General features: G+C 72.6%; 9 protein-coding genes and 1 pseudogene. 7 read left to right on the top strand and 3 right to left on the bottom strand.

The features are described from left to right. The first annotated feature begins 27 nt into the window (after nt 1-27). A complete protein-coding gene (locus tag ACGFI9_RS25295) occupies nt 28-387 on the top strand; it encodes a YciI family protein (RefSeq protein ID WP_393181575.1) in 360 nt (119 codons plus the stop codon). Here the strand turns inward: ACGFI9_RS25295 and ACGFI9_RS25290 are convergent, their stop codons facing one another. Next, nucleotides 388-861, bottom strand: coding sequence for a cytidine deaminase family protein (locus tag ACGFI9_RS25290; RefSeq protein WP_393181574.1), 474 nt, complete (start codon nt 859-861; stop codon nt 388-390). Nucleotides 862-1,057: 196 nt separating this feature from the next. On the opposite strand from ACGFI9_RS25290, the gene hrpA reads away from it, so the two are divergent. Continuing rightward, nucleotides 1,058-5,098: an ATP-dependent RNA helicase HrpA gene (gene hrpA, locus ACGFI9_RS25285; RefSeq protein WP_393181572.1), complete on the top strand. Its 4,041-nt coding sequence runs from the start codon at nt 1,058-1,060 to the stop codon at nt 5,096-5,098. On the opposite strand, the gene ACGFI9_RS25280 is transcribed toward hrpA, so the two are convergent. Continuing rightward, on the bottom strand, nt 5,095-6,027 hold the full coding sequence (locus ACGFI9_RS25280; protein ID WP_393181570.1) for a LysR family transcriptional regulator: 933 nt from the start codon (nt 6,025-6,027) through the stop codon (nt 5,095-5,097). The two genes, hrpA and ACGFI9_RS25280, sit on opposite strands and share 4 nt — an antisense overlap. Nucleotides 6,028-6,104: 77 nt before the next feature. On the opposite strand from ACGFI9_RS25280, the gene ACGFI9_RS25275 reads away from it, so the two are divergent. The 5 genes and pseudogenes from ACGFI9_RS25275 (at nt 6,105) to ACGFI9_RS25255 (ending at nt 12,141) form a co-directional block, all read left to right on the top strand. Then, nucleotides 6,105-6,794, top strand: coding sequence for a succinate dehydrogenase cytochrome b subunit (locus tag ACGFI9_RS25275; RefSeq protein ID WP_393181568.1), 690 nt, complete (start codon nt 6,105-6,107; stop codon nt 6,792-6,794). A gap of 1 nt (nt 6,795) precedes the next feature. Further along, nucleotides 6,796-8,730, top strand: a complete 1,935-nt coding sequence (locus ACGFI9_RS25270) for a fumarate reductase/succinate dehydrogenase flavoprotein subunit (protein WP_393181566.1) — start codon at nt 6,796-6,798, stop codon at nt 8,728-8,730. Continuing rightward, nucleotides 8,727-9,488 carry a succinate dehydrogenase/fumarate reductase iron-sulfur subunit gene (locus ACGFI9_RS25265; protein ID WP_393181564.1) on the top strand — a complete coding sequence of 254 codons (762 nt, stop codon included), beginning with the start codon at nt 8,727-8,729 and terminating at the stop codon, nt 9,486-9,488. Before ACGFI9_RS25270 ends, ACGFI9_RS25265 begins: the two co-directional genes overlap by 4 nt. 268 nt (nt 9,489-9,756) lie before the next feature. Then, nucleotides 9,757-10,941 (top strand): zinc-dependent alcohol dehydrogenase, encoded by a 1,185-nt coding sequence (locus ACGFI9_RS25260; RefSeq protein ID WP_393181563.1) that lies wholly within the window; start codon nt 9,757-9,759, stop codon nt 10,939-10,941. A gap of 57 nt (nt 10,942-10,998) precedes the next feature. Next, nucleotides 10,999-12,141, top strand: a pseudogene (locus ACGFI9_RS25255) (MBL fold metallo-hydrolase). Nucleotides 12,142-12,159: 18 nt separating this feature from the next. Here ACGFI9_RS25255 and ACGFI9_RS25250 read toward each other — a convergent pair. After that, nucleotides 12,160-13,671, bottom strand: coding sequence for a deoxyguanosinetriphosphate triphosphohydrolase family protein (locus ACGFI9_RS25250; RefSeq protein ID WP_393181561.1), 1,512 nt, complete (start codon nt 13,669-13,671; stop codon nt 12,160-12,162). Nucleotides 13,672-13,704 lie beyond the last annotated feature (33 nt).

Below are 13,704 nucleotides of genomic sequence, written 5' to 3'. Positions count from 1 at the left end.
ACCGGTTGATCCCCCTACCCTGGCAGCATGCGATTCGACCAGCACACCGTGGTGCTCCTGGTCCGCCCGGACGATGCGCCCGAGCTGCCCCGGGACGCCCTCGACCGGCTGCAGGACACCCACCTGGCCCACCAGGCCGGGCTGGTGGAGCAGGGGGCGGTCCTGGCGGCCGGCCCGTTCCTCGGCGGCGACGACGAGCGGATCCGCGGCTTCGCCGTGCTCTCGGTGGACCCGCAGATGGCCCGCGAGCTCTACGCGAACGATCCGGCGGTGAGTTCCGGGCAGCTGGTCGCCCGGGTGATGAGCTGGATGGTGCCGGAGGGAGTGCTCCGCTTCGAGGCGGTCCCGGTGCCCACCTCCATGCTGGAGTTGGCCTCCGGGGACTGACTAGTCCTCCGCGGACTGGCGGCTGCCCGGGACCACCGGCATCGGCCACACCCCGGTACGCGGCACCGCCGGCACCTCCACCTGGTGGTCCGACCAGACGTACGTCTCCGGCAGCAGGTCGGCCACCGGGACCGCGCGCAGCCCGTCGGGCGGGCCGACGATCACCCGGATCGACGGGAAGTAGTCCAGCAGCACCTGCCGGCAGCGGCCGCACGGCGGGATGACGCCCCGGCCGCGGTCACCCACGGCGACGATGGCCTCCAGGTCGCCGGCGCCCGCGGTGGCGGCGGCGCCGATCGCCACCACCTCGGCGCAGGGGCCCCCGGTGAAGTGGTAGACGTTCACCCCGCTGAACACCCGGCCGTCGGTGGTCCGCACGGCGGCCGCGACGGTGTGGTTGTCGCTGCGGCAGCGCAGCTTCGCGACGGCGGTGGCGGCCTGCACGAGCGCCCGGTCGATGTCCTGCATGATCATCCCGTCCCCTCGTCGACCCCGGTCGGCGGAAACTCTAGCCCGGCGGACCGCCCCGACCCGGGTAGGCACGCGCGGGAGGCGCCCGGGCCCTCGGCTCCGGCGCCCACCGGCCCGGTGTCCGCCAACCCCGGCCCCAGGCCGGCGGGCGGTAACCCGGGGGCGCTGCGGCGCGCGCCTGCCTATCCTTGGCGACGACATGCAGAATCCAGCCGCACCCGCCGTACCCGAGACCGCCCGCGACCTGCACCGCCGCCTCTCCCCCCTGATGTTCCGCGACCAGCGACGGCTGCAGCGGCGGCTGGACGGGGTCCGGAAGGTACGCGACCCGCAGCGGCGCGAGGCGGCGCTCGCCGAGATCGCGGCCGAGGTGGCCCGGGCCGAGGCGCGGCTGGCCAGCCGGCGGGCGGCCGTGCCGGCGATCACCTATCCGGCGCAGCTGCCGGTCAGCGAGCGCAAGGACGACATCGCCGCCGCGATCCGCGACCACCAGGTGGTGATCGTGGCCGGCGAGACCGGGTCCGGCAAGACCACCCAGCTGCCCAAGATCTGCCTGGAGCTCGGGCGCGGGATCAACGGGCTGATCGGGCACACCCAGCCCCGCCGGCTCGCCGCCCGGACCGTCGCCGACCGGATCGCCGAGGAGCTGGGCACCGAGCTGGGCGACGTGGTCGGCTACAAGGTCCGCTTCACCGACCAGGTGAGCGAGAACAGCCTGGTCAAGCTGATGACCGACGGCATCCTGCTGGCCGAGCTGCAGACCGACCGGATGCTCCGCCAGTACGACACGCTGATCATCGACGAGGCGCACGAGCGCAGCCTCAACATCGACTTCATCCTCGGCTACCTCAAGCAGCTGCTGCCCCGCCGCCCCGACCTCAAGGTGGTCATCACCTCCGCGACCATCGAGACCGACCGGTTCGCGCGGCACTTCGCCGACGCCGACGGCGAGCCGGCTCCGATCGTCGAGGTGTCCGGCCGGACCTACCCGGTGGAGGTGCGCTATCGGCCGCTGGTCGAGGTCACCGAGGCCGAGGAGGAGGACGAGGCCGACGAGGAGAACGTCCGGGACCAGATCCAGGCCATCGGCGACGCGGTCGAGGAACTGGCCGCCGAGGGACCGGGCGACATCCTGGTCTTCCTCAGCGGCGAGCGGGAGATCCGGGACACCGCCGAGGCGCTCGGCAAGCTGGTGCAGAAGAAACGCTCCCTGCTGGGCACCGAGATCCTCCCGCTGTACGCCCGGCTCTCCACCGCCGAGCAGCACCGGGTCTTCGCCCCGCACAGCGGGCGCCGGGTGGTGCTCGCCACCAACGTCGCGGAGACCTCGCTGACGGTCCCCGGCATCAAGTACGTGGTGGACCCCGGCACGGCCCGGATCTCCCGCTACTCCAGCCGGCTGAAGGTGCAGCGGCTGCCGATCGAGCCGGTCTCGCAGGCGAGCGCGAACCAGCGCAAGGGGCGCTGCGGGCGTACCTCGGACGGCATCTGCATCCGCCTCTACGACGAGCAGGACTTCGCCTCCCGGCCCGAGTTCACCGACCCGGAGATCCTGCGGACCAACCTCGCCTCGGTCATCCTCCAGATGACCTCGATCGGGCTCGGCGACATCGGCGCGTTCCCGTTCATCGACCCGCCGGACCGGCGCAACATCACCGACGGCGTGAACCTGCTGCACGAGCTGGGCGCGCTGGACCCGGCCGAGAGCGACCCGGCGAAGCGGCTCACCGCCCTGGGCCGGCGGCTGGCCCAGCTCCCGGTCGACCCCCGGCTGGCCCGGATGGTCCTGGAGGGCGAGCGCAACGGCTGCGCCACCGAGGTGATCGTGATCGCCGCCGCGCTCTCCATCCAGGACCCGCGCGAGCGCCCCGCCGACAAGCAGGCCCAGGCCGACCAGGCGCACGCCCGGTTCGCCGACAAGGAGTCGGACTTCGTCGCGTACCTCAACCTGTGGCGGTACCTGCGCGAGCAGCAGAAGAACCTGTCCTCCAGCGCCTTCCGCCGGATGTGCAAGGCGGAGTACCTCAACTACCTGCGGGTGCGGGAGTGGCAGGACATCGTCAGCCAGTTGCGCCAGGTGCTGCGTACCCCGGAGGCGGGCGACGGCCGGCGGGGCCGGCGCGGCGCCGACCAGGCCGGCGGCGACGGCGGCCGGCGCGGGGCCGGGGCGGACCTGCCGGAGGAGATCGACACCCCGAAGGTGCACCAGTCCCTGCTGCCCGGCCTGCTCTCGCACCTCGGGCTGAAGGACGCGCAGAAGCACGAGTACCTGGGGGCGCGCGGGGCGAAGTTCGCGATCTTCCCCGGGTCGGCGCTGTTCAAGAAGCCGCCGCGCTGGGTGATGGCGGCCGAGCTGGTGGAGACCTCCCGGCTGTGGGGCCGGGTGGCCGGCCGGGTCGAGCCCGAGTGGGTGGAGCCGCTCGCCCAGCACCTGGTCAAGCGCAGCTACAGCGAGCCGCACTGGGAGAAGAAGCAGGCCGCCGTGATGGCCTACGAGAAGGTCACCCTGTACGGCATCCCGCTCGTCACCTCCCGCAAGGTCAATTTCGGACGGATCGACCCGGCGCTGAGCCGGGAGCTGTTCCTCCGGCACGCCCTGGTCGAGGGCGACTGGCAGACCCACCACCAGTTCTGGAAGGACAACCAGCAGCTCCTCGCCGAGGTGGAGGAGCTGGAGAACCGGGCCCGGCGCCGGGACATCCTGGTCGACGACGAGACGATCTTCCAGTTCTACGACGAGCGGATCCCCGCCGAGGTGGTCTCCGGCCGGCACTTCGACACCTGGTGGAAGAAGACCCGCCGGGAACAGCCGGACCTGCTCACCTTCACCCGCGAGCTGCTGATCAACTCCGGTCGCGGCGGGGTGGACGAGGAGGACTACCCGGACGAGTGGCGGGCCGACGGGGTGACCCTGCCGCTCACCTACACCTTCGACCCGGGCACCCCGACCGACGGCGTCACCGTGGACATCCCGCTGCCGCTGCTCAACCAGGTGCCCGCCGAGAGCTTCGACTGGCAGGTGCCCGGCCTGCGCGAGGAGCTGGTCATCGCGCTGATCCGGTCGCTGCCCAAGGCGATCCGGCGCAACTTCGTCCCGGTGCCCGACTTCGCCCGGGCCGCCCTCGCGGCGATCACCCCCGGGGAGGAGCCGCTGCTCGACGCGCTCACCCGGCAGCTGCGCCGGATGACCGGGGTGACCGTCCCGCCGGAGGCGTGGGACCTGACGAAGCTGCCGCCGCACCTGCGGGTCACCTTCCGGGTGCTCGGCGAGGACGAGCGGCCGGTCGCCGAGGGCAAGGACCTGCCCGCCCTGCAACGCCAGCTCCGCCAGGAGGTACGCCAGGTCGTCGCCGCCGCCGCGCCGGACGTGGCCCGCACCGGGCTCACCGGCTGGGACATCGACACCCTTCCGCGCACCATCGAGCAGGTTCGCGCCGGCTACGCGGTGACCGCGTACCCGGCCCTGGTCGACGAGGGCGCCACGGTCGGGGTGAAGGTGTTCGACTCTCCCGGCGAGCAGGAGGCCGCGCACTGGGCCGGCACCCGCCGGCTGCTGCGGCTGACCGTGCCCTCCCCGGCGAAGTTCCTCCAGGGGCGCCTGAGCAACGAGGCCAAGCTGGCGCTGTCCCGCAACCCGCACGGCGGGGTGCCGGCGCTGATCGAGGACGCGGCCGGCGCGGCGATCGACAAGCTGATCGCCGAGGCGGGCGGCCCGGCCTGGGACGCCGAGGGCTTCGCCGCGCTGCGCGACCGGGTCCGCGCCGACCTGGTCGACACCGTCGTCGAGGTGATGAACCGGGTCCGCCAGGTGCTCGCCGCCGGGTACGCGGTGGAGCAGCGGCTCGGCGCCACCCGGAACCTGGCCGTGGTGGCCGCCCTGGCCGACATCCGCAACCAGCTCGGCGGCCTGATCCACAAGGGCTTCATCACCGAGGCCGGCTACGCCCGCCTGCCCGATCTGCTGCGCTACCTGACCGCGATCGAGCGCCGGCTGGACCGGCTGCCCGGCAACCCGCAGCGGGACAAGCAGCAGCAGGACCGGATCGCCGTGGTGCAGCGGGAGTACCAGGACATGCTGGCCGCGCTGCCCGAGGCGAAGCGGGGGTCGGCGGCGGTCCGGCAGATCCGCTGGATGATCGAGGAGCTGCGGGTGAACGTCTTCGCCCAGGCCCTCGGCACCCCGTACCCGGTCTCCGAGCAGCGCATCTACCGCGCCATGGACGAGGCCGAGGGGCGCTAGGACAGCGGTTCCACGCCGACGGGGAGGGCGTTCGCGGCGGTGGCGTCGTGGACGTACTCGAGCAGGATGCGGCGCAGCTCGCGGCCGGCGTGGGTGGGGACGACGTCCCGGCGGCGGGCGACCGCGATGGTCCGGCGTACGCCGGGCGGGGCGAGCCGGGTGACCCGGATGCCGGCCCGCCGGGCCACCGCGATGCCGGGGACCAGGGCGGCGCCGAGCCCCGCCTCGACGAAGCTGAGCACCGCGTCCATCTCCCCGCCGTCCACCGAGAGGGTCGGCTCGAAGCCGGCCTCCCGGCACGCCTGGAGGGTGGCGTCGCGCAGGTCGTAGCCCTCGCGGAACATGACCAGGGGCTGGTGGCGCAGGTCGGTGATGCGCAGCTCGCCGGTGACCGGGTCGGCCGGCAGCGGGTCCACCGAGGCGACCACCAGGCTCTCCCGCAGGATCGGGTCGGCGCGCAGGCCGGGGTCGGTACCGGCCGACGGCATGATGATCAGCGCCAGGTCGAGGTCGCCGCGGAGCAGGTCGCGGACCAGGTCCTGGGAGCCGCCCTCCTCCACCCGCAGGTCGACGGTGGGGTGGGCGTCGCGGAACCGGCGCAGCACCGGGGGCGCCAGCGAGGTGGCCAGGCTGGGGGTGGCGCCCAGCCGGACCCGGCCCCGGCGCAGCCCCACCAGCTCCTGCACCTCCCGGGTGGCGGTGTCGACGTCGGCGAGGATCCGCTTGGCCAGCGGCAGCAGCACCTCACCGGCGGCGGTGAGGGCGATGTTGCCCCTTACCCGCTCGAAGAGCGGGGCCCCGAGGTCGGTCTCCAGGGCGTGAATTTGCTTACTCAACGAGGGCTGGGTGATGCCCACCAGATCGGCCGCTTGGGTGAAATGTCGTACTTCTGCCACCGCGACGAAGTACCGGAGCTGATGCAGCTGCATCTACATAGCTTATGGCTATCAAGACTGCGAGGTCGATGCATTGGACGACTGATCAAAGTGCTCCTAGCGTCGGGCCCGTGGTACTCACGAAAACTCGGTCGCCCATCCGCACGAACGTCGGCCTCAAGGCCGTCATGGCGGTGACGGGCATCATCCTTGTGCTGTTCCTGATCCTGCACATGCTCGGGAACCTGAAGATCTTCACGGGCGAGACCTCGTTCGACCACTACGCGCACTGGCTCCGCGAGATCGGGACGCCGCTGCTGCCGTCGACCTGGTACCTGTGGATCCAGCGCACCGTCCTCACCGTCGCCGTGCTGGCCCACATCACGTCGGCCACCGTGCTGGCGAGGCGGGCCCGGGCTGCCCGGCCGGTGCCGTACGCGCACCGCCGGAAGATCCACGTGAACTACGCGGCCCGCACCATGCGCTGGGGTGGGGTGATCATCCTGCTCTTCGTGATCTACCACATCCTGGACCTGACCACCGGTCACCTGAACCCGCAGGGCGACGCGGCCAACCCGTACGGCAACGTGGTCGCCGACTTCGCCCCGGAGCGCTGGTACGTCACCCTCTTCTACGTCCTGGCCGTCGTCACCATCGGCTTCCACCTGCGGCACGGCGCGTTCAGCGCCTTCCGCAGCCTCGGCCAGCAGACCCCGAAGGGCGAGCGCCGGGCCAAGACTGCCGCGCTGGTCTTCGCCGTCGCGCTGACCGCCGGCTACCTGGTGGTCCCGTTCGCCGTACTCACCGGATTGGTGGCCTGACATGGATCTCTACACCGAGGGCGACCCGATCGCCGACACCCGGGCCCCCGACGGCCCGATCGAGACCCGGTGGGAGCGCCACCGGTTCGAGATGAAGCTGGTCAACCCGGCCAACCGCCGGAAGCTCACCGTGATCGTGGTGGGCACCGGCCTGGCCGGCGGCTCGGCCGCGGCGACGCTGGCCGAGCAGGGCTACCACGTCAAGTCGTACTGCTACCAGGACAGCCCGCGCCGGGCTCACTCGATCGCCGCCCAGGGTGGCATCAACGCCGCCAAGAACTACCGCAACGACGGCGACTCGGTGCACCGGCTCTTCTACGACACCGTCAAGGGCGGCGACTTCCGCTCCCGGGAGTCGAACGTGCACCGGCTGGCCGAGGTCTCGGTCAACATCATCGACCAGTGCGTCGCCCAGGGCGTGCCGTTCGCCCGCGAGTACGGCGGCCTGCTGGACACCCGCTCGTTCGGCGGCGCGCAGGTACAGCGCACCTTCTACGCCCGGGGCCAGACGGGCCAGCAGCTGCTGCTCGGCGCGTACCAGGCGCTGGAGCGGCAGATCGGCCTGGGCAACGTGGAGATGAACGCCCGGCACGAGATGCTGGAGCTGGTGGTCGTCGACGGCCGGGCCCGCGGCATCGTGGTGCGCGACCTGGTCACCGGCGAGATCAGCACCGAGATGGCCGACGCGGTGGTGCTCGCCTCCGGCGGCTACGGCAACGTCTTCTACCTCTCCACCAACGCCAAGGGCTGCAACGTCACCGCCTCCTGGCGGGCGCACCGCAAGGGCGCGTACTTCGCCAACCCCTGCTACACGCAGATCCACCCGACCTGCATCCCGGTCTCCGGCGACCACCAGTCGAAGCTGACCCTGATGAGCGAGTCGCTGCGCAACGACGGCCGGGTGTGGGTGCCGAAGGCCAAGGGCGACAACCGCGCCCCGCGGGACATCCCCGAGGACGAGCGGGACTACTACCTGGAGCGGATCTACCCCTCCTTCGGCAACCTGGTCCCCCGGGACATCGCCTCCCGGGCCGCGAAGAACGTCTGCGACGAGGGTCGCGGCGTCGGCCCCGGCGGGCTCGGCGTCTACTTGGACTTCGCCGACGCGATCCAGCGGCTCGGCCGCAAGGCCATCGAGGCGAAGTACGGCAACCTCTTCGAGATGTACGAGCGGATCACCGGTGAGGACCCGTACGAGGTCCCGATGCGGATCTACCCCGCCGTGCACTACACGATGGGTGGCCTCTGGGTCGACTACGACCTCCAGTCGAGCATCCCGGGCCTGTTCGTGATCGGTGAGGCCAACTTCTCCGACCACGGCGCGAACCGCCTCGGCGCCTCCGCGCTGATGCAGGGCCTGGCGGACGGCTACTTCGTGCTGCCGAACACCCTCGCGAACTACCTGGCCTCCGGCCCGTTCGAGAAGGTCGACGCCAGCCACCCCGAGGCGGTGGCGGCCCGCACCGAGGTCGAGGACCGGATCCAGCGGCTGCTCGCGATCAACGGCGACCGGACCGTGGACTCGTTCCACCGGGAGCTGGGCCAGATCATGTGGGAGCACTGCGGCATGGAGCGCACCGAGGCCGGGCTGCGCAAGGCGATCGACGAGATCCGCACGCTGCGCGACGAGTTCTGGCAGCGGGTCCGCGTCCCGGGCGACGGCGAGGGGCTCAACCAGTCGCTGGAGAAGGCCGGCCGGGTGGCCGACTTCTTCGAGCTCGCCGAGCTCATGTGCATCGACGCCCTGCACCGCGAGGAGTCCTGCGGCGGCCACTTCCGGGCCGAGCACCAGACCCCGGACGGTGAGGCGCAGCGCGACGACGACCGGTTCTCCTACGTGGCGGCCTGGGAGTACACCGGCACCGGTCAGCCCGTGCTGCACAAGGAAGACCTGACCTTCGAATACGTCCACCCCACGCAGCGGAGCTACAAGTGAACCTGACCCTGCGCATCTGGCGCCAGAAGGGCCCCGAGGACAAGGGTCAGATGGTGACCTACCAGGTGCAGGACGTGTCCCCGGACATGTCCTTCCTGGAGATGCTCGACGTGCTCAACGAGCGGCTGATCCTCGACGGCGAGGAGCCGGTCGCGTTCGACCACGACTGCCGCGAGGGCATCTGCGGCATGTGCAGCCTCATGATCAACGGCGAGGCGCACGGTCCGCAGCGCGGCACCACCGCCTGCCAGCTGCACATGCGGCAGTTCAAGGACGGCGACACGATCGACATCGAGCCGTGGCGCGCCCGGGCCTTTCCGGTCGTCAAGGACCTGGTGGTCAACCGGAGCGCCTTCGACAAGATCATCGCCGCCGGCGGGTACATCACCGCGCCGACCGGCAGCGCCCCCGAGGCGCACTCCACCCCGGTGGCCAAGGCCAACGCGGACGCCGCCTTCGAGTCGGCCGCCTGCATCGGCTGTGGCGCCTGCGTGGCCGCCTGCCCGAACGGCTCCGGCATGCTGTTCACCGCCGCCAAGATCAACCAGCTCTCGCTGCTGCCGCAGGGCCAGCCCGAGCGGTACACCCGGGTGATCGGCATGGTGGACGCGCACGACGAGGCCGGCTTCGGCGGCTGCACCAACATCGGCGAGTGCGCGGCGGCCTGCCCGAAGGGCATCCCGCTGAACACCATCGGCCGGCTCAACCGGGACTTCCTCGCGGCGGCCGCCAAGCGCGCCGGCACCCCGGGCTCCTGAGCCCGCACGGCGGCCACCCGCCGTCGACCGCACCGACCGCCGCGCCCCGCACCGGGGCGCGGCGGTCGCCCCTTTTCCGGGAGTACGTACGCTCTGGCGCCGGCCGGCCCGGACGCCGGCCCACCCACCGGGCACCCGCTCATCGGCGTCCTTCGGACCTGAGTCGCTGGTGACATCACCAGCTGGCCGAGCAGGGCCGGTGGCCGGTTCAAGTCCCCCCTCCCGGGTAGCAGTCCGATGGACGGCACCGAAGAGGGGACATTCAGGCATGAAGGCACTGACCTGGCACGGGAAGCGGGACGTCCGCGTCGAGGACGTCTCCGACCCCGAGATCGAGGAGCCGACCGACGCGATCGTCCGGATCACCTCGACCGCCATCTGCGGCTCCGACCTGCACCTGTACGAGGTGCTGGGGCCGTACCTCAAGCCCGGCGACGTCCTCGGGCACGAACCGATGGGCATCGTCGAGGAGGTCGGCCCCGGGGTGACCCGGCTCAACCCCGGCGACCGGGTGGTCGTCCCCCTCAACATCGCCTGCGGGTCCTGCTGGATGTGCGACCGCCGGCTCTACGCCCAGTGCGAGACCACCCAGGTGACCGGCGCGGGCAAGGGCGCCGCGCTGTTCGGTTACACCTCCCTCTACGGCTCCGTCCCCGGCGGGCAGGCCGAGTACCTGCGCGTGCCGCAGGCCCAGTTCGGCCCGATCACGGTCCCGCAGACCGGCCCCGACGAGCAGTGGCTGTACCTCTCCGACATCCTGCCCACCGCCTGGCAGGCGGTGAGATACGCGGACACCCCGCCCGGCGGCACGCTGGCCGTGTTCGGCCTCGGCCCGGTCGGGCAGTTCTGTGCCCGGATCGGCCGGCACCTCGGTGCCGGCCGGGTGATCGGCCTGGACCTGGTCCCGGAACGGCTGGAGCTGGCCCGCCGGCACGGCATCGAGGTGCTCGACGTGACCGAGCTGGACGACGTGCCCGGCGCGCTCATCGACCTTGTGGACGGGCGCGGTCCGGACGCGGTGATCGACGCGGTCGGCATGGAGGCGCACGGCGCGCCGCTGGGCAAGGTCGCGCAGGCCGCCGCCGGCCTGCTCCCGGACCGGGTGGCCCGGGCGATGACGGACAAGGCCGGCGTGGACCGCCTCGCGGTGCTGCACGCCGCGGTCAAGGCGGTCCGGCGCGGCGGCACCGTCTCGATCTCCGGGGTGTACGGCGGCGAGCAGGACCCGATGCCGCTGATGGAGATGTTCGACCGGGGCGTCCAGCTGCGCATGGGCCAGTGCCACGTGCGGCGCTGGGTCGACGAGATCATCCCGCTGCTCACCGCCGACGACGACCCGCTGGGTGTGGCGGACCTGCGTACCCACCGGCTGCCGCTGGCGCAGGCGCCGCAGGCGTACGAGATGTTCCAGAAGAAGGAGGACGGCTGCGTCAAGGTCGTGCTGGCGCCGTGAGCCGGACGTTGCCCGGGTGGATACGGTGTACTGCGGGAGACGGCGGAGGGACGGATCATGCGGGCACCGGCGGAGCGGGAACTGGACCGGGCACTGGGCAGGCGGATGTGGCGGATGACCGGGCTGGCGGCGGTGGCCGGGCTGGCCTGGGCGGCTCGGGACGTGCCCGCCCAGCTCGGCGGGCGGCTCAGCGGCGCCCGGGCGGAACGCGCGGCCCGCTCCCCGCAGTACCGGGACGGCACCTTCCACAACGCGGCGACCACCCGCACCATGGTCGCCGACCCGGGCCGCAACCTGCTCAAGGAGCTGCTCTTCGGCAAGCAGAAGCGGCGGCCCACCGCGTCCGTGCCGCTGCTGCGCCCGACCGACCCGGCCCCGGCCGGGACCGAGCGGGAGCTGTCCGTGGTCTGGTACGGCCACGCGTCCGCGCTGATCGAGATCGAGGGGCGCCGGGTGCTGCTCGACCCGGTGTGGAGCGATCGCTGCTCCCCGTCCAACGTCATCGGCCCGCGCCGGATCCACCAGCCGCCGGTACGCCTCGACGAGCTGCCCCGGGTCGACGCCATCCTCATCTCGCACGACCACTACGACCACCTGGACATGGCCACGGTGCGGGGCCTGCTCGCCCACCAGTCCGCGCCGTTCCTGGTGCCGCTCGGGGTCGGCGCCCACCTGGACCGGTGGGGCGTGCCGGAGGAGCGGATCGTCGAGCTGGACTGGTCGGAGAGCCACCGGATCGGCGGGCTGACCGTGACCGCCACCGCCGCCCAGCACTTCTCCGGGCGCGGGCTGCGCCGTGACGGGACGCTGTGGAGCTCCTGGGTGGTCGCCGGGGCGCACCGGAAGGTCTTCTACACCGGCGACTCCGGCTACTTCGACGGCTACGCCGCCATCGGGGCCGAGCACGGGCCGTTCGACGTGACGCTGATGCAGATCGGGGCGTACGACCGGGCCTGGCCGAGCATCCACATGTTCCCGGAGGAGGCGGTCGCCGCCCACCTCGACCTGCGCGGCGGGCTGTTCATCCCGGTGCACTGAGCCACCTTCAACCTCGCGCTGCACGACTGGTCCGAGCCGGTGGACCGGCTCTGGGCCGAGGCGAAGGCCCGGGACGTGCGGCTGGCCGTGCCCCGGCCCGGCGAGCGGGTGGTGGTGGACGACCCGCCGCCGGTGGACGGCTGGTGGCAGGCGATCGCCTGAGCGGTCGCCCCGAGGGGCTCAGAGCACGAAGGCGTCCGTCCAGAGGGCGCCTGAGCGCCCGGAGAGGGCGTCCAGCATCGCCACCGCCTGGCCGTCGGTGAGCTGCGCGACGAAGTCGACGATCGCCCGCCCCCGGGCCCGGCCGATCCGGTCCGGCGTACGCGGGTGCAGCTCGGCCTCGGCCAGCTCGACCAGGTCGTGCAGCCGGCGGGGCAGCCGGGACTCCTCCTCCGGGTCGAGCAGCCACTCCCAGAGCGCCTCCACCAGGGTGCCCAGCAGCCGGGCCTGACCGCGCTGGTGCAGGGCCAGGTCGGGGCGGGCCAGCACGAACCGGTGGTGGACGAACTTGAGCACCTGCACCTCGTGCCACTGCGCCCGGGCCAGCAGCACGTACCCGGAGCGCACGTCCGGCTCCGGGGTCACCGTGATCGCGTCGACGAACCGGGTGGACCAGCGGGCGGAGAACCGCGCCACGTACTGCTCCGCCTCGATCGAGCCATCGAAGGGCAGCGCCAGCAGCCCCTCCACCAGTTCCTCACGGACGTGCTCCACGGCGGCGGCGAACGCCTCGTCGTCGGCGGTCCAGGCGTCCTTGCGGTGCACCTGCCGGCGCAGCCGCTCGATCGCCGCGCCGGGCCGACGGCCGGCCGCGGTCAGCGCCGACTCGGTGATCGAGCGGAAGTGCCCGCACTCCCGCTGCCAGGCCATCAGCTCGGCGGCCACCGCGCCCTGCTGGAGCACCCCGACCCGGTAGAAGTCCTCCACGTCGTGGATGGCGTACGCGATGTCGTCGGCGGTGTCCATGATGGACGCCTCCGGGGTCTGCTGCCAGTCCGGGATCCGCCCGGCGAACGGCTCCCGGGCCTGCCGCAGGTCGTCCACCTCGGTGCGGTACGCGCCGAACTTCACCGACCCGCTCTCCGGGTCGTCCAGCGGGGCGGCCGCGCCGCGCGGCGCCGGCTCCAGGTGCCGCGGGTGCGGGTCGGGATGGTCGAGCCGGGTCCACGGGTACTTCAGCATCGCCGCCCGGACCGCCGCGGTCAGGTCCAGGCCGGTGGTGGCCGCGCCGCGGATCTCGGTGCTGGTGACGATCCGGTACGACTGCGCGTTGCCCTCGAAGCCGTCGGGCAGGCCGAGCCGCTGCCGGGCCAGCCGGTCCAGCACCCGCTCCCCCAGGTGCCCGAAGGGCGGGTGGCCGAGGTCGTGGGCGAGCGCGGCGGCCTCCACCACGTCCGGGTCGCAGCCGCCCAGCTTCTCCAGCAGGTCCCGGTGCGCCGGGTCGGCGGTCAGCCGCTCGGCAATCGCCCGGGCCACCTGGGCCACCTTCAGGCTGTGGGTGAGCCGGTTGTGCACCAGCAGGCCCGACCCGCCCGGGCTGATCACCTGGGTCACCCCGCCCAGCCGGGCGAAGAACGGCGACGCGACGATCCGGTCCCGGTCGGCCCGGAACGGGCTGGCGGCCAGGTCGCCCAGCGCCCGGGCGCTGCCCCCGAAGAGCCGCCGGGCCCGCGGATCCGCAGGTACGTCCATGATCGCCACGCTAGCGCAGCCGACCGGCCGGCA

This window comes from Micromonospora sp. NPDC048930, from assembly GCF_043197935.1.
Taxonomy (GTDB): Bacteria; Actinomycetota; Actinomycetes; order Mycobacteriales; family Micromonosporaceae; genus Micromonospora.
Note: the sequence above shows the minus strand (reverse complement) of the source record. Positions and strands in the feature narration are given on the sequence as shown.

Bases quoted from the DNA above. Each gene is read 5' to 3' on its own strand.
- ACGFI9_RS25295 (WP_393181575.1), top strand. From the start codon at position 28: ATGCGATTCGACCAGCACACCGTGGTGCTCCTGGTCCGCCCGGACGAT.
- ACGFI9_RS25270 (WP_393181566.1), top strand. From the start codon at position 6,796: ATGGATCTCTACACCGAGGGCGACCCGATCGCCGACACCCGGGCCCCC.
- ACGFI9_RS25280 (WP_393181570.1), bottom strand. From the start codon at position 6,027: ATGCAGCTGCATCAGCTCCGGTACTTCGTCGCGGTGGCAGAAGTACGA.
- ACGFI9_RS25290 (WP_393181574.1), bottom strand. From the start codon at position 861: ATGATCATGCAGGACATCGACCGGGCGCTCGTGCAGGCCGCCACCGCC.
- hrpA (WP_393181572.1), top strand. From the start codon at position 1,058: ATGCAGAATCCAGCCGCACCCGCCGTACCCGAGACCGCCCGCGACCTG.
- ACGFI9_RS25260 (WP_393181563.1), top strand. From the start codon at position 9,757: ATGAAGGCACTGACCTGGCACGGGAAGCGGGACGTCCGCGTCGAGGAC.
- ACGFI9_RS25250 (WP_393181561.1), bottom strand. From the start codon at position 13,671: ATGGACGTACCTGCGGATCCGCGGGCCCGGCGGCTCTTCGGGGGCAGC.